At 60.9% G+C, this 26,459-nt stretch carries 25 protein-coding genes; 15 read left to right on the plus strand and 10 right to left on the minus strand.

The genetic code is table 11. The annotated features are described in order from the left end of the window. Positions 1-92 precede the first annotated feature (92 nt). Positions 93-1,277: an MFS transporter gene (locus tag K3F44_RS06360; RefSeq protein WP_220633583.1), complete on the plus strand. Its 1,185-nt coding sequence runs from the start codon at positions 93-95 to the stop codon at positions 1,275-1,277. A 46-nt stretch (positions 1,278-1,323) separates the two neighbouring features. On the opposite strand, the gene K3F44_RS06365 is transcribed toward K3F44_RS06360, so the two are convergent. Then, on the minus strand, positions 1,324-2,511 hold the full coding sequence (locus tag K3F44_RS06365; protein WP_220633584.1) for an MFS transporter: 1,188 nt from the start codon (positions 2,509-2,511) through the stop codon (positions 1,324-1,326). Positions 2,512-2,652: 141 nt separating this feature from the next. Further along, complete coding sequence (locus K3F44_RS06370; RefSeq protein ID WP_101319251.1) at positions 2,653-3,540, minus strand: LysR family transcriptional regulator; 888 nt, start codon at positions 3,538-3,540, stop codon at positions 2,653-2,655. Positions 3,541-3,677: 137 nt separating this feature from the next. Here K3F44_RS06370 and K3F44_RS06375 point away from each other — a divergent pair, with 137 nt between their 5' ends. From K3F44_RS06375 to K3F44_RS06390, 4 genes are all read left to right on the plus strand, one after another. Further along, positions 3,678-5,033 carry an MFS transporter gene (locus K3F44_RS06375; protein WP_220633585.1) on the plus strand — a complete coding sequence of 452 codons (1,356 nt, stop codon included), beginning with the start codon at positions 3,678-3,680 and terminating at the stop codon, positions 5,031-5,033. A gap of 15 nt (positions 5,034-5,048) precedes the next feature. After that, on the plus strand, positions 5,049-5,486 hold the full coding sequence (locus tag K3F44_RS06380) for a type II 3-dehydroquinate dehydratase (RefSeq protein WP_220633586.1): 438 nt from the start codon (positions 5,049-5,051) through the stop codon (positions 5,484-5,486). 261 nt (positions 5,487-5,747) lie between these two features. Then, positions 5,748-6,371 (plus strand): dTMP kinase, encoded by a 624-nt coding sequence (locus K3F44_RS06385; protein ID WP_220634149.1) that lies wholly within the window; start codon positions 5,748-5,750, stop codon positions 6,369-6,371. A gap of 36 nt (positions 6,372-6,407) precedes the next feature. Further along, positions 6,408-8,003, plus strand: coding sequence for a PQQ-dependent sugar dehydrogenase (locus K3F44_RS06390; RefSeq protein WP_259407034.1), 1,596 nt, complete (start codon positions 6,408-6,410; stop codon positions 8,001-8,003). Between the two features lie 6 nt (positions 8,004-8,009). Here K3F44_RS06390 and K3F44_RS06395 read toward each other — a convergent pair whose 3' ends face one another. The 5 genes from K3F44_RS06395 to K3F44_RS06415 form a co-directional block, all read right to left on the minus strand. Continuing rightward, on the minus strand, positions 8,010-8,744 hold the full coding sequence (locus K3F44_RS06395) for a peptidase (protein WP_220633587.1): 735 nt from the start codon (positions 8,742-8,744) through the stop codon (positions 8,010-8,012). 63 nt (positions 8,745-8,807) lie between these two features. Continuing rightward, a complete protein-coding gene (locus K3F44_RS06400; RefSeq protein WP_101319261.1) occupies positions 8,808-9,587 on the minus strand; it encodes a transglutaminase family protein in 780 nt (259 codons plus the stop codon). Continuing rightward, positions 9,584-10,534, minus strand: coding sequence for an alpha-E domain-containing protein (locus K3F44_RS06405; protein ID WP_101319263.1), 951 nt, complete (start codon positions 10,532-10,534; stop codon positions 9,584-9,586). Before K3F44_RS06405 ends, K3F44_RS06400 begins: the two co-directional genes overlap by 4 nt. 3 nt (positions 10,535-10,537) lie before the next feature. Then, the gene (locus K3F44_RS06410; RefSeq protein WP_101319265.1) at positions 10,538-11,947 is read right to left on the minus strand and encodes a circularly permuted type 2 ATP-grasp protein; all 1,410 of its coding nucleotides are present in this window, start codon (positions 11,945-11,947) and stop codon (positions 10,538-10,540) included. 255 nt (positions 11,948-12,202) lie between these two features. Continuing rightward, the gene (locus K3F44_RS06415) at positions 12,203-13,249 is read right to left on the minus strand and encodes a diguanylate cyclase (RefSeq protein WP_259407065.1); all 1,047 of its coding nucleotides are present in this window, start codon (positions 13,247-13,249) and stop codon (positions 12,203-12,205) included. A gap of 231 nt (positions 13,250-13,480) precedes the next feature. Here K3F44_RS06415 and treS point away from each other — a divergent pair, with 231 nt between their 5' ends. The 3 genes from treS to K3F44_RS06430 all read left to right on the plus strand — a co-directional run bounded on the left by treS (position 13,481) and on the right by K3F44_RS06430 (position 16,436). Continuing rightward, positions 13,481-15,544 carry a maltose alpha-D-glucosyltransferase gene (gene treS / locus K3F44_RS06420; RefSeq protein WP_220633588.1) on the plus strand — a complete coding sequence of 688 codons (2,064 nt, stop codon included), beginning with the start codon at positions 13,481-13,483 and terminating at the stop codon, positions 15,542-15,544. Between the two features lie 137 nt (positions 15,545-15,681). Further along, positions 15,682-15,909, plus strand: coding sequence for a hypothetical protein (locus K3F44_RS06425; protein WP_181106369.1), 228 nt, complete (start codon positions 15,682-15,684; stop codon positions 15,907-15,909). Positions 15,910-15,986: 77 nt separating this feature from the next. After that, positions 15,987-16,436: a GNAT family N-acetyltransferase gene (locus tag K3F44_RS06430; protein WP_220633589.1), complete on the plus strand. Its 450-nt coding sequence runs from the start codon at positions 15,987-15,989 to the stop codon at positions 16,434-16,436. Positions 16,437-16,461: 25 nt separating this feature from the next. On the opposite strand, the gene K3F44_RS06435 is transcribed toward K3F44_RS06430, so the two are convergent. Continuing rightward, positions 16,462-16,872: a nuclear transport factor 2 family protein gene (locus K3F44_RS06435; protein ID WP_150571600.1), complete on the minus strand. Its 411-nt coding sequence runs from the start codon at positions 16,870-16,872 to the stop codon at positions 16,462-16,464. Beyond that, positions 16,835-17,818: a DMT family transporter gene (locus K3F44_RS06440; protein ID WP_220633590.1), complete on the minus strand. Its 984-nt coding sequence runs from the start codon at positions 17,816-17,818 to the stop codon at positions 16,835-16,837. The genes K3F44_RS06435 and K3F44_RS06440 overlap by 38 nt, the downstream gene beginning before the upstream one ends. Before the next feature lie 92 nt (positions 17,819-17,910). Here K3F44_RS06440 and K3F44_RS06445 point away from each other — a divergent pair, with 92 nt between their 5' ends. The 3 genes from K3F44_RS06445 (at position 17,911) to K3F44_RS06455 (ending at position 19,524) form a co-directional block, all read left to right on the plus strand. Continuing rightward, positions 17,911-18,816 (plus strand): LysR substrate-binding domain-containing protein, encoded by a 906-nt coding sequence (locus K3F44_RS06445; RefSeq protein ID WP_220633591.1) that lies wholly within the window; start codon positions 17,911-17,913, stop codon positions 18,814-18,816. A 186-nt stretch (positions 18,817-19,002) separates the two neighbouring features. Then, on the plus strand, positions 19,003-19,260 hold the full coding sequence (locus K3F44_RS06450) for a hypothetical protein (RefSeq protein ID WP_150569289.1): 258 nt from the start codon (positions 19,003-19,005) through the stop codon (positions 19,258-19,260). Positions 19,261-19,287: 27 nt separating this feature from the next. Continuing rightward, positions 19,288-19,524, plus strand: coding sequence for a hypothetical protein (locus K3F44_RS06455; RefSeq protein WP_150569288.1), 237 nt, complete (start codon positions 19,288-19,290; stop codon positions 19,522-19,524). Between the two features lie 24 nt (positions 19,525-19,548). Here K3F44_RS06455 and K3F44_RS06460 read toward each other — a convergent pair whose 3' ends face one another. Next, entirely contained in the window at positions 19,549-23,277 is a 3,729-nt protein-coding gene (locus tag K3F44_RS06460) for an autotransporter domain-containing protein (protein WP_220633592.1), read from the minus strand. A gap of 356 nt (positions 23,278-23,633) precedes the next feature. On the opposite strand from K3F44_RS06460, the gene K3F44_RS06465 reads away from it, so the two are divergent. The 4 genes from K3F44_RS06465 (at position 23,634) to K3F44_RS06480 (ending at position 26,420) form a co-directional block, all read left to right on the plus strand. Then, positions 23,634-23,942: a putative quinol monooxygenase gene (locus K3F44_RS06465; protein ID WP_150571728.1), complete on the plus strand. Its 309-nt coding sequence runs from the start codon at positions 23,634-23,636 to the stop codon at positions 23,940-23,942. Positions 23,943-24,078: 136 nt separating this feature from the next. Beyond that, entirely contained in the window at positions 24,079-24,327 is a 249-nt protein-coding gene (locus tag K3F44_RS06470; RefSeq protein ID WP_101319281.1) for a CsbD family protein, read from the plus strand. A gap of 328 nt (positions 24,328-24,655) precedes the next feature. Next, a complete protein-coding gene (locus K3F44_RS06475; protein ID WP_220633593.1) occupies positions 24,656-25,384 on the plus strand; it encodes an AraC family transcriptional regulator in 729 nt (242 codons plus the stop codon). A gap of 79 nt (positions 25,385-25,463) precedes the next feature. Beyond that, on the plus strand, positions 25,464-26,420 hold the full coding sequence (locus tag K3F44_RS06480) for a DMT family transporter (RefSeq protein ID WP_220633594.1): 957 nt from the start codon (positions 25,464-25,466) through the stop codon (positions 26,418-26,420). Positions 26,421-26,459 lie beyond the last annotated feature (39 nt).

Genomic DNA, 26,459 nt, shown 5'->3' on the forward strand with positions numbered 1-26,459 from the left:
GCCTGCCGACTATCGATTGCGCTCATGAAAGTTTGACCGATGAGTCAAATCTGCCTAGGGTAGCCCGCTCTGTTTTTCTGTCTGAGCGTGTTATGACTACCCCGTACAGGCTGCCAGCAACCGTCTACCTGCTGGGTTTGACCATCTTCACCCTGGTCACCGCCGAGTTCATGGTTGCCGGGATGATGCCGGCATTGGCTGATGCCTTCTCCGTCAGCCTGGCCCAGGTCGGCAACCTGATTGCCTTCTATGCATTGGGCATGGCCCTCGGTGGGCCGCCGCTCACAGTGCTGTTGATTTCTCGCGGCATCGGTAACAAACGGGCGTTGATCGCCTTGTTGGTCGTCTATTTATTGGCCGCCGGGGTGTCCGCCGTGGCGCCGAGCTACACCATCCTGCTGACGGCGCGGGTGATCATGGGTGTGGCCAGTGCAGCCTGCATCGGCCTGTGCATGACTCTGTGTGCCGGGCTGGTGCCGTTGGCCGCGCGGGGCAGGGCGATCGCGGTGGTGCTGGCGGGGCTGATGCTGTCGCCGGTGGCCGGCGTGCCGCTGATCACGGTGATCGAGCAGGTCGCCGGCTGGCGCGCCAGTGCCTGGATGATCGTTGCCCTGGCGCTGCTGTGCACCTTGCTGGTCGCACGCCAGCTGCCGCAGGACGTCGCCGGCCAGCAGCCCAGCCTGCGTCGGCAACTGGACGACCTGAAAAGCCGCAGCCTGTGGGGTGCCTACGTCACCAGCGGGCTGATCATCGGTGCGACCTTTGCCGCATTCAGCTACATCACACCGATCTTGATCAACGAAGTCGGCGTATTGCCCGCTTACGTCGCACCGCTGCTGGCGCTGTACGGCGTCGCCAACGTGCTTGGCAACCTGTTCATCGGACGTATCGCCGAGCGGCACACCTTCCGCGCCTTGGGTTGGGGGCTGGCGTTGCTGGTGCTGGCCATGGCCGGCTTTGCGCTGGGCGGCGAGCATCGCTGGTTGAATTTGCTGTGCTTTATCCTGATCGGTTTTACCGGCGTGGCGCTCAACCCAGCGATGGTCGCGCGGGTGATGAAGGCCGCCGAGCCGGGCGCGTTGGTCAATACCCTGCACACCTCGGTCATCACCGCTGGTTTGGCCTTTGGCAGTTGGGCGGGGGGCGAGGCGATCGATGCGGGCTTTGGCCTGCGTGCGCCGCTGTGGGTTGGCGCGGCGCTGGCCGGACTGGGCCTGATCAGCCTGGCGCGGCCACTGCTCAATGCCCGCACGCCTGCGCCAAGACCGTATGCCTGATTGAAGCAGGGCGCAACAGTCAGGACTGTTGCGCCCACGTGTTTGCTTAGTGGCCGCCCTTCATGCGGCGCGCCAGCAGATACAGGCCCAGGCCGACCAACGCGGTCGCCGCGCCGATGTAACCGGTGCTGGTCCAGCCCAGTCCAGCAGTAATCGCCATGCCGCCCAGCCACGGCCCCAGCGCATTGGCCAAGTTGAACGCTGCGTGGTTGGATGCCGCCGCCAGGCTCGGCGCCTCGTGGGCAATGTCCATCAAGCGAATCTGCAGCGGCGCTGCCAGGGCGATCATGCTGCCGACCAAGGCGATGCCGAGCATGACTGACCACAGTGCATGGGCGGCGTAGGTGAAGAACAGCAGCACGCCGATCGACCAGAGCAACACCAGGCCTACCGCACGGAACTGCAGCCGATCAAACAGCTTGCCGCCGGCAATGTTGCCGATGATGCCGCCGGCGCCAAATGCCGCCAGGGCAAAGGGGATCATCTGTGCCGAAGTGCCGGTCACCTCGAGCATGGTGGGCGCCAGATAGCTGAACACGCAGAACATCCCGGCAAAGCCCACGGCGGCAATGCCCAGCGCCATCCACACTTGCGGCAAGCGGAACGCCTGCAACTCCTTGCGCGGATCGCTGCGTGCTTCATCGTCACGCTGCGGCACGTAACGCCAGACCAGGGCAATGGTGCATAGCGCGATCACGCCCACCAGCAAGAATGCCGACCGCCAGCCAAAGTACTGCCCCAGCAGGGTTGCTACGGGGTTGCCCAGCAGCATGGCCAGGGTCAGCCCGAGCATCACTCGCGCCACCGCCCCGGCCCGCTGGTTACTCGCGACCATGCTCGAGGCCACCACCGCCGCGATACCAAAATAGGCGCCATGGGGCAGGCCGCTGATAAAGCGGAACGCCACCAGGCCGCCGAATGATGGGGCAAAAGCGGTCGCCAGGTTGCCCGCGGCATACAGCGCCATCAGCAACAGCAGCATGTGCTTGCGCAGCAGCTTGGCGCCGAGAATCGCCAGCGCCGGTGCACCGACCACCACGCCCAGGGCGTAGGCACTGATCGCGTGGCCGACTTGAGGCTCGGTCAGGTGCAGGTTGCTGGCAATGTCGGGCATCAGGCCCATGATCGCGAACTCGCCAGTGCCGATGGCGAAGCTGCCCAGGGCCATGGCGGCCTCCATTTTCGCCACGGTGGCTTTGGAGGCGGTTGGGGGAGGGGCTTGGTGAACTGACATCGGGATCCTTGTTGAAATACGCTGAAACGTTTAACTGAGCAGTTTATGGATGTGAACACGCTCCGTCGAGGCGGTTCATCGCTTGGCCAGCTAATGCTGTAGATGCCTGCGGAGTACAGATGTACTCCGCGTCGAAAAAGCTCAGCTCAACCAGCCTTGCGCCTCTTCCAGAAAATGCATGACTGCCCGTGAGCGCTCATCCACGCGGGTGATCAACGACAGCTCGCTGTGCATGTCGGCCTGCTCGAGTTCGAGCGTACGGATGCCCGGCATGCTCAGTTGAGTGAGGGTTTGCGGGAGAATGCTGATGCCGATACCGGCTGCAATCAGGCCAGGAATGCTCATCAACGAAGGCACTTGCATGACGTTGGCAGGGTGCAACTGATACTGCCGGCACAGCTGCAGTATGTGTGAGGTCAGGCCGATGCCGAGCGGGTCCTCGAGGAAGATGAACTTCTCCTGGCGCAAGCTCGCCAGATCGCCGTTGAAGGTATCTGCCAGGGGATGGTTGTCAGGCATCAGCAGGACCAGCCTGGAGGTACTGAAGCAGTGGGTGCGCAGGCGGGCGGGCAAATGGTCCTTGAAGATCCGGGCAAAGCCGATGTCGAGCGTGCCTTCCAGCAGTTTGTCGAACTGAGCCTGAATGCGCGCATCGAGCAGGGTCACCTTGACTTCCGGATAGCTGCTGAAATAGTGCCGAATCAACTGTGGCAGATTGGCCTCGAGCAGTGCCGAGTGGTAGCCGATGGTAATTTCACCGATCTCTCCGCGCCGAGCGCGCTTGGCGGCGGCCACGGCCAGCTCACTGGAATGCAGGGCGTCCCGCGCATGCGGTAGAAACGCCGCGCCAGCGGCGGTCAGTTCGACGCCGCGATTGGCCCGGCGAAACAGCGTGACGGCCAGCTCGCTCTCCAGAGTCTTGATCAGCTGACTCAACGCAGGTTGGGCAACCTGCAAGTGCTCGGCAGCCTTGCTGAAGTGCTGAAACTCGGCGGCGCAGACGAACGCGCGCAGATGACGTAGCTCCATGATTCGACCTGTATAAGGCTAGCTTATGAAATTATCCGGTTTTCGATAATTATCTTGCAGGTAAAAGCGCCTAGAGTCGACTCAGATGCACAACCGTCCGCTACGGGCGCTCGATAACAATAATGATTGAGACACTCATGAATACGACAGATGCCTCTGCTGCAGACAGTCAGATGTCCAGAAAGGCGGTCACCGCCGCCACCATCGGTACCGCGCTGGAGTGGTTCGACTTCACCCTTTACGGCGCGGTAGCTGCAACGGTCCTGCCCAAGCTGTTCTTCCCGGCCATGGAGCCCACCTCCGGCTTGCTCGCGTCACTGGCGACCTTTGGCGTAGGACTGGCGGCGCGGCCACTGGGCGCGATCACCTGCGGCTATCTGGGTGACAAACTCGGCCGGCGCAACCTGATGCTCGCGACAGTCAGCTTGATGGGCCTGGCCTCGGTGCTGATGGGGCTGCTGCCGACCTACGCGCAGGTGGGGATCTGGGCGCCGATCATGTTGGTGATCCTGCGGATCATTCAGGGCTTCGCGCTGGGCGGCGAGTCGACTGGCGCGCAGCTGATGGCCCTGGAACATGCACGCTCGGATCGGCGCGGGTTCTATTCAGGGCTTCTCGGCCTGTGCTCGCCACTCAGTCAGATACTTGCCAACGGCGCATTGCTTGGCCTGGCCGCGTTGCTCAGTGCCGAGCAGTTCGAGTCGTTTGGCTGGCGCATACCCTTCCTGATGAGTTTCGTGCTGGTGGTGGTGGCGATCTTTATTCGCCTCAAGGTCAGTGAAACGCCTGCCTTCGTTGCCTTGCAGAAGACCCAGGCGCCCCATGCAGGCAGCCCGTTGAAAGATGTGCTGAAGACGCACTCGCGGACCATTCTGCGTTTGATGCTGTTCTTCTGCTCGCCGGCCGCGCTGTTCTACCTGATCGTCATCTTCAGCTTGAGCTATCTGGTCAAAAACCTCGGCATGAGCCAGTCCATGGGCTTCATGTCACTGATGGTGGCCAACGTCTGCGCCATCTTCGGTGCGCTGGCCGGCGGCTACCTGAGCGACCGTTGGGGGCGCAAGAAGGCCTTGGCGTTTGGCTCCTGCATGACCCTGGCGATCCTGATGGTCTACTTCCCGATGCTCAATACCCAGCAACCGGCAGTGATCATGGCAGCGATGGGGCTGTTCCTCGGTTTCACCCAGTTCCAGAGCGGCATCCAGCCCGTCGCCTTTGCCGAAGCGTTCCCGACCAACGTGCGTTACAGCGGCTCGGCCCTGGCCTACACCGGTGCCAACCTGCTGATCGGCGGGCCGATGCCTATCCTCGCCGTGTGGCTGATGAGCCAGACCGGCAATTCACCCTGGCTGCTGGTGGCTATTTGCGCCGCGATCAATCTGGTCTCGCTGGCGATGATTCTGATCGGCCCGGAAACCCGCGGCATCGATCTCGACCAAGCCGACGGCGACGCCACTGTGCAGGCCAACGCGTCACCCCAGTACCTCAAATAAATGCAGAGTCCGACCATGAATCGTTCAGTCTTTATCCTCAACGGCCCCAACCTGAACATGCTGGGCCGCCGCGAACCCGAAATCTATGGCACGACGACACTGGCCGAGGTGAAGCACGATTGCCAGCAGTTGGCGGCCGAACTGGACCTAGTGTGTGAGTTTCGCCAGACCAATCATGAAGGGGTCATGGTTGACTGGTTGCAGGAAGCCTTCGAGCGCGAGGTGGCCGTGATCATCAACCCCGCTGGCTTTTCATTCCACTCCATCCCGGTGCTGGATGGCATGAAGTTGATCAAGGCGCCGTTGCTGGAGGTGCACATTTCCAACATCCATGGACGCGATGAACTGCATCGCCATTCGATTACCTCGACAGTGGCCAATGGTGTGATTGCAGGCCTTGGGGTTGAAGGGTATCTGCTGGCGTTGCGGGCGATAGCCAGCCGGCTTGGCTGAGTGTACGGTCAGCACTTCTGAAACTTGTGTTTGGGTCGAGAACGTCGGGGCTGCTTCGCAATCCTTTCCGACCGGCCCGGCGCCCCGGCAAGGCCGCTCCTACAGATTGACCGCATCCGGCAGGCCAGCGCGTACATCTGTAGGAGCGGCCTGGTGTCGCGAAAGGGGCGCAGAGCGCCCCCACCGTCACCCATTAAGCAGGGTAGAATGCGGCTCGCCATGAGCGCATTGAAGGTAGTGATTTTGCTGACTGCAGGCCCTGTGAATCGTCCGTTGTTCGTCGCCTTCGACGGCCCTAAAGGCACCGGTAAAACCACGCTTCTGGAAGCCGTGACTCAGGCTCTGCGCGCGGAGGGCAACAAGGTTGTCCGCCTTTGCGAGAAAAAGAGCGATCCGTTTCGTGGCGAGACCATGGCCCTGGTAAACCAGGTAGCGCGAACCCCTTGTGCAGACCTGGAGTTGCAGATCTGCCAACGCCTGGCAGACAGCCGCGCCTGGATCTCACAGCAGATACTGCCCAAACAGCCCGCCGACAGCATCATCCTGATCGACCGCTGGTATCCCTCCGATGCTGCCTTTCGCCGTCTGGTGCCGTTTGCGCAGATCCTTCAGCTGAACCTTGAGCGTGACGTGCAGGTGCCCGACCTGCACGTAGGAGTCGTCACCGCCCCGAGCATTTCATGGGCCAGGGCAGCGGCACGCTCGCGCGGACTGAACAGTACCGTGATGCACACGCTGCAAGAGCATGTCGCTTCGAGCGAAACGTTTGAACGTGCGGTTGCCGAGCATGGCTGGGTATTGTGTCGCAATGAGGGTAGCGTTGAAGACGCGACGAAGCAGATTGTGGCTGAAGTTCAAAGCCTGGTTGTTGGTTTGCCAATATGAAGTGATGTCAGCCACCCTAGTGCAGGAAATAACCCGATGCAGACACCCATGCGCCACATCCTCGGTGTACTCGCAGCCAGCTTGGTCACGGCGCTGCTCGCCAGCATCATCCAGACGCAACTGATACTCAGTGAGTTGATCGGGCTGGGGGCGCCGATCACGGCATCGATCCGCATGCACTCGACCGTGACGGATCTGATGACCTTCGCGCCGATCATGATGGCTATTGCAGTTGCGACGCTCGCCCCGGCGTTGCTGCTGGCGCATTGGCTGGCCAACAAGGTTTCAGTGCCACGCATGGCATTATGTGCGGGTGCTGGCATGTGTGGGCTTTGGACGGTGTTCTGGCTGATGCGCTCGGTCATTCCCATGCCGGCGATCCCCGGCACCAGAGACTTGCTCGGCCAGGTGTTGATGGCTTCGACGGGGATTGTCGCGGGTTTGCTGTATGCACAGCTGACCTCACCAACCCTCGCAGTTGAAAGCAGTCAGGACCGGGCCAAGGCGCTATTGGCGGTTGCGCTGGCTGGTATCCCGGCCATCCTGTTCTTTATTGGCGCACCGGCTGGCGTCGAGCGGCCTGCCGTCGTTGACGCGAGTAGATACAAAGTCCAGACAGTGGCCACTGGCTTGAGACAGCCATGGTCGGTTGCACTACTGCCGGATGGACGCGCATTGGTGACCGAGATGGCAGGGCGCCTGCTGGCTATCAGCAGCGACGGCTCAACTGCACAGATAAACCTCGATGGGCTTCCGGCGCTGTTCCAGCAAGGTGCTGTCACTGGATTGATGGATGTCGTGCTGGACCCGCAGTTCGAGCACAACCGCCTGCTTTATCTAACCATGGGTTATGGCAAGGCAGGCGCCAATGGCACACAGCTGGTGCGGGCCAGACTGGTTGGCAATGCGCTCAATGAGGTGCGCGTGCTATTCAAATCGACACTCAAGCCCAGCGCCGGCAACAACGGCGGGCGCCTGGCATTTCTCGCCGATGAGACCCTGGTGCTGACCGTAGGCGATGGCAGCACGCGCCGCGAAGAGGCGCAAAACCGGGCCAATTCGCTGGGCAGCGTGGTCAGGCTCGACCGCGATGGCCGGCCACCGGCGGACAATCCTTTCATCGATCAGGCAGGCACTGCTGCCGAGCTCTACAGCCTGGGCCATCGCAACCCGCAGGGCATCGCGGTCGATCCTGCAACCGGCGATTTGCTGCTCAGCGAACACGGCCCCCGCGGTGGTGACGAGATCAATCAAATAGTGCCGGGCGGCAACTATGGCTGGCCCATCGTTACCGGCGGAGTTGACTATCCGTTTGCGCAGGTAACACCACTACGTCAGCTGGCGGGCTATGAAGATCCAGTCGTGCAGTGGACTCCTTCGATCGCACCGGCCGGCCTTGCCGTCTATCGCGGCACGATGTTCCCGGACTGGCGCGGCAATTTGCTGGTACCTGCGCTCAAGGAACGGGCGGTGCGTCGAGTATTGCGCAACGGCCGCCAAGTGGTCGGGCAGCAACTGCTGCTGGCAGACCTGAAGGAGCGGATGCGCGATATCAAGGTTGCGCCGGACGGTTCAATCTACGTCCTCACCGACGGGCCTGACGCCAGGCTATTGCGCATCGTCGAACCCTGAGCCGGATCAATCGGCCATGAACTCACGCGGCGGCGGTTGCAGATCAGCCAGCAGATTCTTCAAACCATCGCTCCATTGCCGGCGAATATGGCTGTAGTACGGGTCATCCTGATGGATGCGCACCGGCGCCTTGGCGGCAAAGCTGTCCTTGGCATACACCAGCAGATCCAGCGGCATGCCCACTGACAGATTGCTGCGGATGGTCGAGTCGAACGAAATCAGGCCGCAGCGCAGCGCCTCGTCCAAAGGGGTGTGGTAGGTCAGGTTGCGATCGAGAATCGGCCGGCCGTACTTGCTCTCGCCAAGCTGCAGAAACGGCGTGTCCTGGGTGGCCTGGAAGAAGTTGCCCTGGGCGTAGACGTTATAGATGCCCATCTCGGTGCCGGCGATCTGGCCGCCGACCATGATCGTGCAGCTCAGGTCGATCTGTGCGGTCAGCTTGCTGCGGTCGCGGCTAATGACTTCGCGCAGCGTATCGGCAACCAGCACCGTGGCGTCGTACAGCGAGGTCACATTCAGCAAGTGGGTGCCGCTGCCGCGGCTGCGCTGTTCGAGCAGGCTGACCACCGATTGCGAAGTGGCCAGGTTGCCTGCGGTCTGCAACACGATCAGGCGTTCACCTGGCGCGCTGAAGACGAACAACTTGCGAAAAGTGGAGATCTGGTCGATGCCTGCGTTGGTGCGTGAGTCGCAGATGAACACCAGTCCGTCTGCCACGTGCATGGCGACGCAATAGGTCATGCTGGTTACCTTGTGCTGTGGGAATAGAGGCCCCGTCCTGGCGAACCTGACGGGGCTTTGTTGCTACTGGCGATGGACGTGAACGCTGGCCTGCATCGACTCGGTGCCGCCACCGCGGCGTACACCGCGGACCGGGCAGGCATCCAGGTAGTCGAGGCCGACTGCCAGTTTCAGGTGGCGCTCGGGGCGGGTGATGCGGTTGGTCACATCGAAGCTGTACCAGGCGTCATCGATCCAGGCTTCGGCCCAGGCGTGGCTGGCCAGGTGGGTTTCATCCTCGGTGCACAGATAGCCGGACACATAGCGCGCCGGAACGCCCAAACTGCGGGCGCAGGCGAGAAAGGCGTGGGTGTGGTCCTGGCATACACCGGCACCGCCGTTGAAGGCTTCGATGGCGGTAGTGACTACCGAGGTTGTTCCCGGGCTGTACGGCATCTGGTCGGCGAGGCCCTGCATCAGTGCGGTCAGCGCTGCGCGGTCCCGGTGCGCGCCGCAATGCTGAATGGCAAAGGCCTTGAGCGTGTCATCGGCCTGGGTCAGGTGGCTGGTGCGCAGGAACGGCAGGGGCGACTGCTCGCCGGCTTCCTGCTCGCATTCGGAGTCGATTTCGACCTGGCCGCTGGCGGTCAGGGCCAGGTGCCCGTGGGGTTTGTCCAACGTCAGCACATGCAGGATGTTGCCGTAGGGGTCGATCTGGCTGTTGACCTTGCGCGGCAGCTCCAGCTGCCAGTCGAGGATACGCTGGCGATCGCTGCTGCGCGGGGTCAGGCGCAGCAGCTGGATGCTGTTGCTGACATCGCTGGCGTAGCTGTAGGTGGTGTCGTGACGGATAGACAGTTTCATACGACCTCCAGGTAGGAATTGTGCACGCTCTGGCCCAGCTGGTGGATACGGCCGATGAAGTCGGTCAGCCACAGGTGCAGGCCGGCGTCGAGAATTTCGTCGATGCCGGTGTAGCGCAGGCGCGCATTGAGTTCGGCGGCCATGCGCTGGGCGGCGCGACCGGTGTTGCCCGGCAAGCCGGCGAGGATCTGGTCCAGCTCGTCGATACAGGAATGCAGCGAGCGCGGTACGTCGACCCGCAACAACAACAGCTCCGACACCGGCCGCGCGCTGGGCGCGTTACGGTAGATCTCGTTGAACGCCTCATAAGAGGTCAGGGCGCGCAGCAGGGCGCTCCACTGGTAATAGCCGCGGGCCGAGTCGTCGCTGACTTCTTCGGAGGTTTCGCCGAACATTTCATAGCGCGCATCGAGCAGGCGCAGGGTGTTGTCGGCACGCTCGAGAAAGGTTCCCAGGCGGATGAAGCTGTAAGCATCGTTGCGCATGATGGTGCCGGAGGTGGCGCCGCGGAACAGATGCGAGCGCTCCTTGACCCAGTCGCAGAACTGGCTGATGCCATAGCGGCCGAGGCCGTTGCTGGCGATATTGCGCATCTCGATCCAGGTGGCGTTGATGTTTTCCCACATGTCGGCGGTGATACGCCCGCGCACGGCGTGGGCATTGGTCCGCGCTGCCTGCAGGCAGCAATAGATGCTGCTGGGGTTTTCCGCATCGAGGGCGAAGAAGTGCAGCATGCGCTCGGAGTCCAGCTCGGTGTGCTTGCGCAGGTAGTCGTCAAGGGTGCCCGAGGCCAGCAGCGACATGGCCAGTTCAGCGTGGCCATCGGAGCGGCCGGCCTGGGGCATCAACGACAGCGAGTAGCTGACTTCAAGCATGCGCGCGAGGTTTTCGGCGCGCTCCAGGTAGCGCGACATCCAGTACAGATCGGAAGCGGTTCTTGAGAGCATCGGTCAGTCCTCCACCACCCAGGTGTCCTTGGTACCGCCGCCCTGCGACGAGTTCACCACCAGCGAGCCTTCCTGCAACGCCACGCGGGTCAGGCCGCCAGGCACCAGGCGGGTCTCGCTGCCGGACAAAACGAACGGGCGCAGGTCGATATGGCGCGGGGCGATGCCTTGTTCGACAAAGGTCGGGCAGGTCGACAGGCACAGGGTCGGCTGGGCGATATAGGCATGCGGGCGGGCTTTGATGCGCGCGCGGAAGTCCTCGATCTGCGCTGCCGTTGCCGCCGGCCCGACCAACATGCCGTAACCGCCGGAGCCTTGGGTCTCTTTGACCACCAGCTCGGGCAAGTTGGCCAGCACGTGGGACAAGTCGGCAGGCTTGCGGCATTGCCAGGTGGGGACGTTCTTGAGGATGGGCTCTTCGCTGAGGTAAAAGCGGATCATGTCGCCCACATAGGGGTATATCGACTTGTCGTCGGCCACGCCGGTGCCGACGGCATTGGCCAGCACCACATTGCCGGCGCGGTACACCGAGATCAGGCCGGGCACGCCAAGGGTCGAGTCCGGGTTGAAAGACAACGGGTCGAGGTAGTCGTCATCCAGGCGTCGGTAGATCACGTCGACCCGCTGCGGCCCGGCGGTGGTGCGCATATAAAGATGCTCGTCACGCACGAACAGGTCGGCGCCTTCGACCAGTTCGATGCCCATCTCGCGGGCGAGAAACGCATGCTCGAAATAGGCACTGTTGAAGCGCCCGGGGGTGAGCACTACGGCGGTCGGGTTGTCCAGCGGGCTGGCGCTCTTGAGTGTGTCCAGCAGCATGTTCGGGTAGTGGTCGATCGGGGCGATGCGCTGCGCGGCGAACAGCTCGGGGAACAGGCGCATCATCATCTTGCGGTCTTCAAGCATGTAGCTGACGCCGCTTGGGGTGCGCAGGTTGTCTTCGAGCACGTAATAAGTGCCATCGCTGTCGCGCACCAGGTCGACCCCGGCGATGTGCGCGTACAGCCCACGGTGCAGGTTCAAGCCCTGCATTGCGACCTGATAGCCCTCGTTGGCCAATACCTGTTCGGGCGGAATGATGCCGGCCTTGAGAATGCGTTGGTCGTGGTAGATGTCGTGCAGAAACAGGTTCAGCGCCTGCACCCGCTGAATGCAGCCGCGCTCGACAATGCGCCATTCACTGGCGCGGATGCTGCGCGGGATAATGTCGAAGGGGATCAGACGCTCGGTGTCCTGCGCGTCACCATAGAGGGTAAAGGTGATGCCAGCGCGGTGGAACAGCAGGTCGGCCTCACGTCGACGTTGCTCCAGCAATTCCAGCGGTGTATTGGCCAACCAGCGCGAAAAAGCCTGGTAGTGGGAGCGGCAACTTCCGTTTGCCTCATACATTTCATCGAAAAAAGCCCGGGACATACCCACTCCTTGCTACGCATCGTCAGCAGCGTTGTCGCATACCTGATCAGCGTTGCAATGAAGGTGCCGAAACGGGCAGGGCAGTGTGGCTAGGACTCGAATTGATGCAGAAATTGCGATTGGGCGCTGTTTAGCATCAGAAAAACGACGCAATGTAGGCTTTTACGCTCAATCCACGTCAACGGCGGGAAGGCTTGGCGCATCAAACAGGTGCGCGTTGGCAGGCTTTGCCAAAGTTGCCCCAAACGGGGGCGTTCAGGCGGTGGTGCGAACGTGCTCGACAAGCTCGACGCGGTTGCGGCCGCTGGCTTTCGCGCGATACATGGCCTTGTCAGCGCAGACCAGTAACGCATCAAGATCACTGTCGGCAGTTGTGGCATAGACCAGGCCGATGCTTGCCGTCACGCCGTGCTCGCTGCTCACGTTGAGTTGGGCGATCAATGCCCGCAGGCGCTCGGCAATCTCGACGGCCTCGGCCTGGGGCGTGTTGGGCAGCAACAGTGCGAACTCTTCACCGCCGAGCCTGCCGGCGATGTCATCGTCGCGCAGGCAGGCACTGATGACCGTGCCAATGCGTTGCAGGACCCGATCCCCCGCCGCATGGCCGAAGGTGTCATTGATCTGTTTGAAAAAGTCGATGTCCAGCATCAGCACAGCGACCAGCCCGCTCTGCTGCTCGCACAACGCATGCTGGGCCGAGGCATGATCGAAGAACGCCCGGCGATTGTTCAAACCGGTCAGCCCGTCTGTGCAGGAGGCAATCATGGCCAGCCGGTGGGCATGTTCCATTTCATGCTTCAGGCGCCAAGCAGTCTCCAGTGCTGACGACAGACTGCGGGTGGCATTGACGACAAACGAGGCGAACACCAGCACCGCCAGGGCTATGCCTTGTTGCAAGGCAGAAGGCTGCAGTAACAACCAGATCGTGCAAGGCAGCAGCACCAGAGCAACGGACACCAGGGTCATATTGCGAAAGGACGAGTAACACGACACCGCGCTGACCGACATGCCTACTGCAAACAGCATGATCAGCGTCTGCCCGACCAGATCACCGACCGGCATCACCGCAAGCGCGCCGAGGCCCCAGGTGCCTGCCGACAATGCCAAGGTCAGCCAGTAGCGGCGCTCCCACTGTTGCGGCGAGCGCTGGTTGGGCGCGGCGCGGCGGTAGGTGATGAACATCTCGGTACGCAGCAGCGTGGTCGCAGTCAGCACGCTCATCCAGATGAGCACCGCTTCGTGATCAAAGCGCTCCCAGCCCATCCAGCACAGCATCGCTGCAGCCAGGTAGCTGCCCAGCACCGCCGGCGCCGATTGCACGAACAGCTGCTTGAGCCGATCGGTCCTGACGTGCTGGGTGATCTCGGGGCGAAGGTCGGGGGCGTTCATGGCGTGAGGCCGCAGCTCTGGATACGGGTGCGGCATTGTGTCATTGCGCCAGCGCCGCGCAAAGCGCTCCAGGCGAACGTTCATTGCTGCCATGCGTCATACCCTAAAGCCTGCGTACATTCACTTTTGCCTTGTGGGGAGCTTATGACAGATCAGGACGACTACATTAAATGGCTCGAAGCGCGTTCCATGCTCAAGATTTCCCAGGACCGGGCCAAGCTCTACGGCGGCCAGTCGCGGCTGTGGATGAACGCCTATGCCGAGTCGCAACCGCGCCGGGCAATTGAAATATCCTCGGTGTGGTTGACGGTGTACCCCGACGCGATCGTCTCGCCTGAAGGGTCTTCGGTGCTCCAGGCGCTGGGCCATGAAGCGCTGTGGAAGCAGTTGTCCGAGATTGGCATCCAAGGCATTCACACCGGTCCGATCAAGCAGGCCGGTGGGATCAGCGGTAATCAGTTCACGCCAAGCGTGGACGGTAACTTCGACCGCATCAGTTTTGACGTCGACCCGCTGTTCGGTACCGAAGAAGAATTGGTGCGCATGAGCAGGATCGCCGCCGCGCACAACGCGGTGACCATCGATGACCTGATCCCCGCACATACCGGCAAGGGCGCGGACTTCAGGCTGGCCGAGCGGGCCTATGGCTTGTATCCGGGCTTGTATCACATGGTCGAGATTCGTCAGGAAGACTGGCACCTGCTGCCTGACGTGCCCGCGGGCCGCGACGCCGTCAACCTGTCTCCAGCGGTATGCGACGAGTTGAAGGCGCGGCATTACATTGTCGGCCAGTTGCAACGGGTGATCTTCTTTGAACCGGGAGTCAAGGACACCGACTGGAGTGCAACACCAGCGATTACCGGCGTCGACGGCATCGAACGGCGCTGGGTCTATCTGCATTATTTCAAGGAAGGGCAGCCGTCGCTGAACTGGCTCGACCCATCGTTTACCGCCCAGCAGATGATCCTCGGTGACGCGCTGTATGCCCTCGACTGCCATGGCGCACGCGGTATCCGCCTGGATGCCAACGGCTTCCTCGGCGTCGAAGCACGCGCCGAAGGCCCGGCCTGGTCCGAGAGCCATCCGTTATCGATCACCGGCAACCAGATCCTCGGCGGGATGATCCGCAAGGCCGGCGGCTTCAGCTTCCAGGAACTGAACCTGACCCTGGATGACATCGCCCAGATGTCCAAGGGCGGTGCCGACCTATCCTACGACTTCGTTACTCGGCCGGCCTACCAGCACGCGTTGCTGACCGGCGATACCGAGTTCCTGCGCCTGATGCTGCAGCAGATGCACGCCTTCAAGATCGACCCTGCCTCGCTGATCCATGCCCTGCAGAACCATGACGAGTTAACCACCGAGCTGGTGCACTTCTGGACCCTGCATGCCCATGACATGTTCATGTACAAGGGCCAGACCATCCCCGGCAGCATCCTGCGCGAGCATATCCGTGAAGAGATGCATGAGCGCTTGTCTGGCGAGCATGCGCCGTACAACCTGCGTTTCGTCACCAACGGCATCTCCTGCACCACCGCGAGCCTGATCACTGCCACGCTGGGGATTCGTGACCTGGAGCTGATCACCGAGGACGATATCGCCCAGATCCAGAAGATCCACCTGTTGCTGGTGATGTACAACGCCATGCAACCCGGCGTGTTCGCGCTGTCGGGTTGGGACATGGTCGGCGCACTGCCACTGCCGGCCGAGGCTGTCGCCGAGCGCATGCTCGATGGCGACACGCGCTGGATTCACCGCGGTGGCTATGATCTGGCTGGGCTGGCGCCTGAAGAGCAAGCATCCGTGCGTGGCATCCCCAAGGCCCGCGACTTGTACGGCAGCCTGGACAGCCAGCTGCAACGCAGCGATTCGTTTGCCAGCATGGTGAAAAAGATCCTCGCTGTGCGTCAGGCCTATGGCATCGCAAGCAGCAAGCAGATTCTGGTGCCGGAAGTCAGCAGCCCTGGCTTGCTGGTCATGGTGCATGAACTGCCTGCCGGCAAGGGTATTCAGATCAGCGCGCTCAACTTCAGTGCTGAAGTCATCAGCGAGGAATTGACACTGGCCGGGTTCACTCCGGGCACCGTGGTCGACATGATCAATGAAACGGTCGAGGGCGACCTCAGCGAGGACGGGCGCTTGATGATCAACCTGGAACCTTATGAAGCGCTGTCGCTGCGGATCGTCAACAGCAGCGGGCATTTCTGAGACGTTAACTCGCGATGTGAAACCAGACCAGAGACTGCGCCGGTCTGGTTTTGCGCAGAGTTGTTGGAAGCAATCGAACCAAAAAGCTGTCTTTCAGGTCAGGATAAGGGTCTAGTCCACCACATGAGAATCTGACCATGCATACCTTTACCTTGGAATACCTCTTCAACGGCGAGCGCCGCACTCACCAGCTCGAGCTCAAGCAGGATCACCTTGCTACCCATGAGGCCGCGCTGCACTTGATCATGTTGCACCATGGTGATGGTGAGAACAGCCTGGTCATGCCTGACGCCGATGCCACTCCTGCCGAAGTTCTCGAGCAGGCGGCTTTACTCGGCATATCTGAAGTCAACGTAGTGCTTTGATCCGCCACAGCTGGTAAAAGGACCTTCCGCTGGCGCCATGAAGCACCGGCGTCTGAAAGTAGCTGAAGGGACTCGTCATGCAGAAAACAATCAGGCTGGCCAACACCGCTGATATCGATGCGATTTTCCACATCCGCACAAGCGTTCGAGAAAATCACCTGTCGCATGAGCAACTGACGCAGATGGGCATCACCCCCGAAGCCATTGAACAAGCACTTATCGAGGCACCGTGTATCTGGATTGCTGAGGTCGACGGTGTCCCGGCAGGCTTTTCAATGGCTGATAGCGGTGATGCTTGTGTGTTCGCGGCATTCGTACTGCCCCAGTTCGAGGGGCAAGGTCTGGGTCGCTGCCTTATGGAACGCGCAGAGTGCTTCCTTTTCCAGCAGCATGAGACGATATGGCTGGAAACCGCACAGGCCAGTCGCGCCAGCGGTTTTTATTGCAAGCTCGGCTGGCGCTGCGTGGAGCAGTTGCCTGAAGGCGATATTCGCATGGAGAAGCGCCGGCAGCAGGCTGATACATAGTTTGCCGGCAGTCCTGACTTGAGTCCTACGGCTCGACGATGTTGTCCAGCAGTGTCGTTCCGTAGGAGTTGTCGACGGCGCATAGCCATTGGTCCGCAATGAGTCGAAATACGTAAGTTGCTTTGCGCGAAATCTCGATTTTGTCACCTGCCTTGTCAGTAGCCTGCAACAGGGTTTCCATGACGACGAGCGCGACATCAGCCCCCGGAATGACCTGCATCTCGCCTTGCGTGACAACAATGCTGTGATTGAAATGCTCCGCGATGGCGACAAATGCGCGGCGGATGCTGTCTTTGCCGGTGACCGTCAAACCCGGTTTGACCACCAGCGTTGCGTCATCGGCATAAAACTTCATTAACTCGTCGAAATCTTCGGCGGTGATCGCGTGATCAGCGGCCTCAATTGTCGCTTTGAGCGTTCGGGTAAGTGCATCCATTGCTGTGCTCCTGCGTGAGAATGCTGTGCACCGCCAACCCGGCGCCTGAGATCACGGCGATAAGCCCTGACGTCTCTATGAACGTTGGCAGCCTGGCGTTGAAGAGTAAGCCGAGCAGGGCGGCAAACAAAGACTCCAGTGAGATCAGTTGACCTGAGAGCACCATCGGTAGCCGCCGTGTCGCAGCGTTCCAGGCCCAGGCGCAAATCACCGAAGACACAACAGCGAGAACCAAGCCCCAGGCATAAAAGCGTGCCGCAGTGGTGAAACCGAAACTCGCACTCGTCAGTTCAAGCAGGCCCAGCGAATGTAATAACGGCAGGACGCACAGTGTAGCTATGCCGGCGCCGGCCATCATCAAACCCGTCCAAGCGCGTGTGGCGGCAGGGGCGATCTTTCCCATAGCGCGTTGATTGAGCAGGCTGAAGGTCAACCACAGTGCTACTGCCAGGACGGAGAAGAAAACGCCCGCCAGCCAACTGGTGCTATCCGCGTGCGGCAGCGCCACGCTGCTGATATTGGAAAGGACGAGCCCAAGCACAATGAACAGCAGTGGAAATCCAAGGCGACGCCACTGCACTGTCTTTTCTTTGGCATTGCCGAGCAAGGCAAGCAAGACCGGCACGAGGCCCACAAACGCCGCCGCCAGTACCGGGCCGGCGAAAATTACGCCTGCGGCAATACAGCTGCCGTAGCCTAGATAACCTATTACGCCCAGGCCTGCAGCGAGCACCTGCTGAGAGAACCGCAACGACCGCATTTGGGCGCGGCACAGCATGACGCCCAGCACGCCCAGAGCACCTGCAATCAAATAGCGTATGACCATCAGGTCGTAGATGCTGTAGGGGCCAGTGACATAAGGCGCTATGAAGTTGAGGGCCCAGGCCAGGGTCGCCATGACGGCGAACAGTACTCCAGCGATAAGCGTTGAAGGTGAGGTTGTCATCAACTGAAATCCATCAAGGGTTCAGCCAATGTTGCGCGCGCGGCAAGTATGTTAAAAACGACTTTTCAGGCTTGGATTCATAACAGCTGATTATGAATATGCTCAGGAACACATTACCTCCGCTGACCAGTTTGTTGCCGTTCGAGACGGCCGCACGGTTGGAGAGCTTCTCCAAGGCTGCTGACGAGTTGCACATCACTCAGGCGGCCATCAGCCGGCAGATAAGGGCGCTGGAACAAGACCTGGGTGTGAAGCTCTTTGTCCGCCGCAATCGAGCAGTGTTCTTGACGGGTGAGGGGCGAGCGCTGGCAGAGGCGGTAAGCACAGCATTGCGAAGCATCAGTAATCAGGCCGTGGCACTACGGCAAACCCATGGCAACGACCGGGTTGTCTTCCTGTGCCAGCTATGCGAAGCCTTTTACTGGTTGATGCCCCGTCTTGCCAGGTTCCACGAGCAATACCCGCACCTTGAGGTTCAGGTGATCACCTCGACGCGACCTCTTGGCGAATTCACTGACCACTTCGATGTAGCCTTGCAAACTACCGGACGCGCGAGCGGGCCGCACGCAGTGTGCTTTACGGCAGCCGATGAAGTGTTCCCGGTGTGCAGCCCCAGTTACCTGGCGGCTGACACGTTGTTGAGCCTTGAAGAGCTCCGCCTGCATACGCTCTTGCACTATCGCTCTACACCACAGGACTTCATTGACTGGTCAGACTGGTTAAGCGCTTTTGGCAGGGCGATAGCGGAAGATACGCCTGGTAAGGTGTTTGATAGCTACCCGCTGATGCTGCAGGCAGCAGTAGCGGGGCACGGCGTGGCTCTTGGATGGCGCCACAGTGCTGGAAAACTGATCGAGGAGGGCGCTTTAATTCAAGTGTGCGCTGAATCCATTCCTCTGCCCGATGCCCTTTCTGTCTACACAGCACAAGGCGCGGCTGATCGGGCTGAAGTGCAGGCGCTGCTCGCGTGGCTCCGGGAAGAGTTGCTGGAGCGGTAATACCCGCGGGCTGGCCCCGATTAGAGTCAATTCTTGCGAATCCTTGGCCTGTCCAATCATCCAGCATGGATGCAAAGCCAGTACCCCACCTGGCGTGTACATAGTAGCGTTGCGCATTCGACGAACTGCCACGGTCCGTTGTCTGTCTGCCCACGGATCGGGCCACTCACGAACTAGGATGTCAGCATGGAACGTGTTCAAGCGGTAAACCAAGCGGCGATTGATGAGGCGCTGATCGTCTTTGCTCGTTATAAGATGGGAGCGATCAGGATTTTCGACCTGGAGCGCGCCATGAGTTACGAAGTTGGCGAAGCGTTGGCCAAAACTAACCTGGTGAGGTTTTCGATTGCCAGAATGGCTTCCGGTCGTTATCGCATCAGTGATGAAGGGGAGAACGCCATTACCGAAGCCGGTCGCGCTCGCCTAGAGCGGCTGCGGGGGTAAGGAGACAAAGCGTCCTGGGAGCAGCCGATGAGCATACGCAGCCTCGTGAGAAACTTGCCGGCGGACCCTGCCAGACCAGGCTGGGTGCTGGGCTGGGGCGTGCTGCGCGACCGCCATCCGTGGCATCTGGTCGATGTATATGCCGACCAGACTACCGCCAGAATAGAAGCCGAACGCCGCGGCGACAGTTACGTCGTGGAGTTCGGCTCGCACCGCATCGGCTCAAGCGATTTCATCTGCGGCGTCAGCTTGCCCGAGGGCTGACGGGCAACCAGGCCGCGGGGTATGTTAAAAGCGATAGGCAGCACGCAGCGACAGCGCATCCGAGCGCGACTGCTGCCCCAGTGCCCGCGTGCCTTGATAGCCAATCCCGGTGCTCAGCCCCGATGCCCACAGCAGATCCATCCCGAGCGACGCAGCCAGGGTGTCGTCACCGAAGCCTTCGGTGGTGATCGTGTAGGTTGAATTGCCAACATCGGCATAGCCAAGGCGGGCGCTGGATTCGGAGTTGAAGGTGTGGCTGAACTCCAGGCGCGAGCGCAACGTCAGGTAGGCCCAACTCAGCGCAATCCCGTACTGCCCACGCAGGCCAGCCACGCCCGACACCAGTGAAAAACGCTGCTGGGCGTAATCGAGGTTGTTGGCATCTGCATTCGACTCCTGATAGCCGTGCAGCCAGGTCGTAGAGGTATCCAAGCGGCCATAGGGCGATACCAGCCAGTTCTGGCTTTTCAGCTCGTAGCCAGAGCTTAGCGAGGCGAACAGCTGATCGCCGTCGCGGCTGCCTTTGGCGTAGCCGCCGGAATCAGTCACGAAGCGCTCACTGTCGAATTGCAGGCGGCTGTAGCCGAGCAGTGCATCGACAAATACCGCGCTCGGGTGATAACTGGCATAGGCAGCCACGCTGTAGGACTTGCCGCGGTTAGTGCTGCCGGCAGAGCCGATATCACTCTTGTCGCTGCCATAGCCAACCCCCACTCCGGCTGTCAGCGCACGGCTCAGGCGAAAGTCGATCCCGCTGCTGACGCCAATCAAGGTGCTGCTGACCTTGCTGCCGCCGCGCTCGGTATTGCCGAAATCAACATAGCCCCCTGTCCATACCGATACATTGCCGCTGGCAGGCGCAGTGGGGTCATGGTCGGCTGGATCTGCATGCATCAGTTGCGGCTGGTCGTTGGCCAGCATCTGTGTGGCTGCGAGCATATCGAGATCGGTCTGCTCGCTGTCGGCCGCCTGGCCTGGCTTGTTCCGTGGGTGTGCCTGCGTGGGGTTGAAGCGCAGATTGAAGGCGTTGCGGTGCCCGTCCGGGCTATGCAGTTGCTCAAGACGGTCAGTGAAGTTGGTGACCTGCGCCCGGGCGAACTGCTGAGCACTTTGGGTCTGCGCATTGAGCACGCCGATCACTTCGGCGTCCTTGCCCGGGTCAGGCCGTGCATTGATCTGCAGGGTCAGTGTTGCAACCTGCGAGACACCCCAGGCGTTTGCCAGGGTGAAGCGCAAAGTGACGGTGCCACTGGCCCTGGCCGCTGCCGTGAATTCAAGGGTGGTCTGGTTCAGGCGCACGCTGCCCAACGCCTGCGACGGTGTGTCGAGCAGGGTTGCAGAGGTGAACGGGCCACCGCTCGCGCCCGCAGTCAGGTTCAGGGCGACACTCTGGCCGGCCGCAACCGACGCACTGACATCGGCTGCCTCGGGCGTGACGCCGCTGCTGAGCAGTGAGTAATTGGCCGTCATCTGGGTGCCGTTGGCATCGGTCACGCTGATCGAAAATGAGCCACTGCCGGTAGCAGTCGGCGTGCCGAACAGGCTGCCGGATACCGGGTCCAGCGTCAGCCCGGCCGGCAGCCCGGCCGCACTGAACCGATAGGGGCTGACGCCGCCGCTGGCACTCACATTCTGTCGGTAGACGCTGCCCACGGTGGCAGCGGGCAACGCGCCGGCTGCCGGAGCCAGCACCAGGGTAGCAGGGCTGACCGTGATGGAAACGCTGGCAGCAGCCGATGTGCCACTGGCATTGCTGGCACTGTAGCTGAAGCTGTCACTGCCCGAGAAACCTGCTTGGGGCGTGTAGCGAATGCTGGTGCCACTGGCGACCGCCGTGCCATGCAACGGCAACGATGTGACGGTCACGGTGGTAGCAGCGCCACCCGAGAGCCCCAAGGCAATGAGGTTGTTCGACGAGTTGGCGGCGACCACCGCGGATACCGCCGCGACCGTGGGCAAGGCGGTGCCAATGGCAAGCGTGTAGTTGGTACTGCCGGCATTGCCAACATTATCCGTGGCCGTGACTGCAACGCTATAGGCGCCGGCCAGGGTAGGTGTGCCGCTGATCACTCCGCTGCTGGTGTCGAGGGTCAAGCCGCTCGGCAAGCCGGTCGCGGCATAGTGATAAGGCGCAGTGCCGCCGGATGCCAGCAGCGAGGTGCTGTAACTGGACGCGACCGTGCCGCCGGGGAGCGGGCCGCTGGCCGGGCTGAGTGCAAGCGTCACCGCCGTGACGGTAATGGTTACAGTCGCCGGCGCAGAAGTGCCGGCCGCGTTGGTGACGGTATAACTGAAGCTGTCGACCCCGGCGAAGCCCGCTGCAGGCGTGTAGCGCAGGGCAAGGCCAGACGCCGTGGCGGTGCCATGCTGGGGCTGGCTGGCGATCGCCGCGCTGTCGGCAGGGCCGCCGGACAGGTTGAGGGTGAGCGCGTTGCCTGTGCTGTTGGCGGCAACGCTTGCCGACACGGCGCTCGCCACCGGCGCCTGCGCAACGATCGAGAGGGTGTAGTTGGTGGTGGCGGTCGCGCCGTAGGCGTCGGTGACGATGACCGATGGCGTGTAGCTGCCGGCAGTGGTGGGCGTCCCGCTAAGCACACCGGAAGTGGTATTCAGCGACAGCCCCGCTGGCAGTCTGCTGGCTGCGTAGCCATAGGATGCCGTGCCCCCAGCACTGCTGATGGTCTGGCTGTAACTGCTGCCGACCTGGCCTGCGGGCAATGCACCGGCAGACGGAGTGATGATCAGTGTTGGTTGCGAGACGGTCACAGTGACCGTCGCCGGCGCAGAGGTGCCTGAACTGTTAGTCGCGGTATAGGTGAAAGTGTCGCTGCCTGAATAGCCCGCGACAGGCGTGTAACTGATGCTGGTTCCGCTCGCCGTGACTGTGCCATGGCTGGCTGCAGTAGCGACGGCGACCGAGCTGGCGGTGCCGGTAATGGCCAGGCTGATCGGGTTGTTCGTGCTGTTGGCACTCACGTTGGCCGTAACCGCACTGGCCTGCGGCGCGGCTTGGGCCCTGTCGACGGTGATGGTGTAAGACTTGGTAGTGACTCCATCCGCAGCCGTGATCAGCAGCGTGAAGACGTTCGAACCCACTGCGAGGCCAATGGGCGGGGAAGCGCTACCTGAGTTTACCGGTGTGCCATTCACTGTGACCGTGCTGTTGTTGTCTGTGGGGGTCGGTGTGAGGGAGAGGGTGCTTGTAGCGTTGGCGACCGAAGCGCTGTAGCTGGTGGTGGCCGTGCTGAAAGCTGGCGTCAGGCTGCCTGTCGAGAGCGTTAGGCTGGATAGGGTGGCATCCGTGGATACTGCACTGAGGCTGGTGCAGCTGAACACCAGGTTGCTGATCTGGCCATTGGAGGTCGTAGCCCGAATGGCTGCACCATTGGCCTCCAGGCTGCCTGCGGGGACGGTCATGGTGACCGTGTGCGGCGTATTGGTGGTGCTGTTCGCTGCGTTGTAGGTCTGAAAACCGGCAAGGCTGTAGCGAGCGAGACTAAGGCTGTCAGCAGCGGTGGGATTGCCCTGGTACGCCGTCCCGCTGTCACTGAACGTCAGCGTCAGCGCATCTCCCGGGAGAAAGTCCGAGGCGGGATATTTGTTCGTACCAAATGCCAGTGAAACTGAGCCGGACAAGCTGTTGATGGCCGTACAGCCATTTGATAGCGCGAACGCTGGAACGGTGTTGAATACGGTCAATGCGGCCACGGCCACCCCAGCGCGCAGCCACTGGCCCAACGATATACGGCGCATTCATCACCCGGTGCTTAGGCTTTTATCAAGCAGTTATTGGTAGCTGGCGGAACGGATAACGCCCGTGTCTTGCCGTGAATACTCACTACAGCCTCAGGGCTGGTAGATAGAGCAGGGCGCTGATAGGGGCCAGGATGGCGCTTGGACAGTCGCTCTGAGGGATATCGGCACGTGCGTGCCGAACTTGACGCCTTCCCGTTGAGGAACGCGATAACCCGGAAATCTTGCGGCTTCATTTTCACCGTTAAAGCGAAAGTGTTGCCGGAATGCGAGGGTTTTTCTGCAGAGCTTGCCAGGTGAATATCATCGCCACGGACCACGGTGGTCCCCAAGCTCATTGTTCCGGAGAACTTATGATGGATGCGTCCGCCAAAGCGTTGGTATCAATTGCCGTACTCAAGGCCAAGCCTGGTCAACGAAAAGCCTTGAAGGATGCACTGCTGTCGTTGGTCGAACCGACCCGTGCGGAGCCGGGCAACCTGGACTACGTATTGTTCGAGCTGCGTGATGAGCGTGGCACGTTCTACATGCGCGAGGCATTCGCAGATCAGGCCGCGCTCGATGCGCATTTCGCCATGCCGTATTTCCAGCACTTTGCTGGCATCGCTGATGAGCTGCTGGCTGAGCCATTGCAGCTGATCTTCCTTGAGCAGGTGTCGGCGTAGCTAGTCGTTTGGCGATATGACCGGTGCGCATCGACGTTGAACTATTCATGACGCCTGTCACCCTAACCTTGTGCAGCTATCTACCGGCTCAGGCAGACCCTGAGCCTCCCCACTGACACACGAAGGTTTGACGAACATGAAGAGTGAACAGGTTGAAGGCGTAGTAGAACAAGTTGCCGGTAAAGCCCAGAGCGCTGTCGGGAAACTGTTTGGTGATTCCAGCCTCGAGGCAGAAGGTGCGGGCCGCCAGGCATGCGGTCAAGTGACCCAGGCCTACGGCGATGCAATGAACAGCGTGTCCACCTTCGTCAAAGAAAAGCCAGTGACTGCGATGGCTATTGGCGCGATTGCCCTGTTGGTGCTTGATCGCGTTCTGCGCCGCTGAGTCCAGGCAGGAGCCTCTAGTAATTGTCCCGGTTAGGCGTTGAATGCGAGAGGCATTGCTTGAGCTTATGCGAGCTCCAGCATTAAGCACAATCTGTACTACTGTTGGGCCTCCGTCTGATGAGCTGGAGGCTCAATTGTTTCCGCATCTCCCTGGACTATCCGTTAGCACACCGCGAGGAATCTTCTGTCCTCCTGGAAAGCAGGCCATGAGCAAAAGGGATATGATCCGGTGAGTTCCAAGGCCCCTCGCGCTGACAGTGTTAACGGCTGTGGAGTAGGGCAGTAACACACACATCGGATAACCTGCCGGAACGGAAGGTGCAGTAATGTTTTTAAGCCTCGAAGTGCGCAGCTATGAGCGGGACACCCCTCACCATCACCACGATCACGCTCAATTGGTCCTGCCGATTCGCGGCCGAATGGACATAGACGTAAACGGACGTGGCGGATGTATTGATCAGTCATTGGCGGCACTTGTGGAACCTGGCTCAGATCACTCGCAACACTGCGACATCGATAGCCGCTTTTTGGTTCTGGACTGCGCGCCTGCCACGCTGGAAACGCTCCACATCGAGCGCCTGGCTCGAAACATCTATGTGCCAATCCCCCCCGCAACGCGTCGGCTCATCGAGTTCGCCGAGTTGATAGGTCATGCACAACTCTCCATCGCGACGTGCCAGCTGGGGCACTTGCTGTTGTCCTCACTGAGCCCGGACGCGACCTGTTTTACCGATCCTATGGAGCGGTTGATTGGTCGTCTTCGGAGCAACCCTGGAGCCCATTGGAACAATGAAGCCATGGCTCGGTTTGCCAACATGAGCGTGAGCCAGTTGCATCAGCGATTCCGGCAAGTGTTCAACATGAGCCCGCAGGCCTGGTTGACCGAGTTGCGTGTGCAGGAAGCGCAGCGATGGTTACGTGGAACTGCCTTGCCCATTGCTGAAATAGCCTTGCGTGCGGGCTTCAGCGACCAGGCATCGCTGACACGCACCATGCAGCGCCTGAAAGCCACGACCCCGGCGGCCTACCGTCGTGCGCAGCAACAGCCTGGGTAAAGCATTCCGTAGTTACCGACAATACGCACCGAAACAGCTGCTCCAGACTTCGCTCATCAGGTTTTGGAGCGCGGGTGAAATGGGTGCAGATCGATTATTGCTGAAAGGTATCTTCTACGGGGTGTGTGCGGGTGTGTGCTGGGGGGTGATCTTCCTCGGCCCGCAACTGACCCCCGAACTGAGCGGCCTGCAATTCGCCGTGCTGAGGTTTCTTTGCTATGGCGTGATTTCCGGGGCGCTGCTCGCACCTCGCTGGAAACGCGTGTGCGCCAAGCTCAGCAAGGCCGACTGGAAGTCGCTGTTCTGGCTCAGCCTGATAGGAAATCTCATCTACTACACGCTGGTGGGCACCGGTGTGCAGTTGGTTGGCATAGCTACAACATCGCTGATTGTCGGGCTGATTCCGGTGCTCATCACACTGGCAGGTCGGCATGACGAAAATGCCGTTCCGCTGCGCAAGCTCGTTCCTTCGCTGTGCTGTGCAGTGGGCGGGGTAACGCTCATCAGTTGGCATGCAATTACCAACGGCGACCGGACCGATATCCTCACCAACATCGCAGGGATTCTGTGCGCGGCGGGCGCGTTAGTGACCTGGAGCTGGTTCGCGGTGAGTAACGCTCGGCGTCTGGTTCAGGTCGCCAGCGTTTCCTCCAATGACTGGGCACTGCTGACAGGAGTCATGACGGGCGCTCAATCATTGCTCTTGGCGCTACCTGTGCTGGGGTGGCAGGCCGGAACGTACGGCAACACTGAATGGCTTGATTTTCTTCTGGTAGCTGGCGGGGTAGCTTTTCTGTCTTCCGTGGTGGGCGGCGCGTGCTGGAACCAGGCGAGCCGGCTCCTGCCCTTGGCACTGAGTGGGCAAGTGCTCGTGATAGAGACATTGGCGGCGCTGCTTATTGGCTTTTTATGGGAGCATCGGCTTCCTGATCCATTCGAAATTGCAGCAATTGCGCTGCTGGTTACAGGTGTTGTCTGGTGCCTGAATTGTCACCGTACTCAGCATCGCCGGGATAGCCGTGTCATGCCGCTTTAGGAAGCGCACCGGGTGAGCAGTGGCAGCTACTGCCACATG

The organism is Pseudomonas sp. S07E 245 (assembly GCF_019599025.1).
Taxonomy (GTDB): Bacteria; Pseudomonadota; Gammaproteobacteria; order Pseudomonadales; family Pseudomonadaceae; genus Aquipseudomonas; species Aquipseudomonas shirazensis.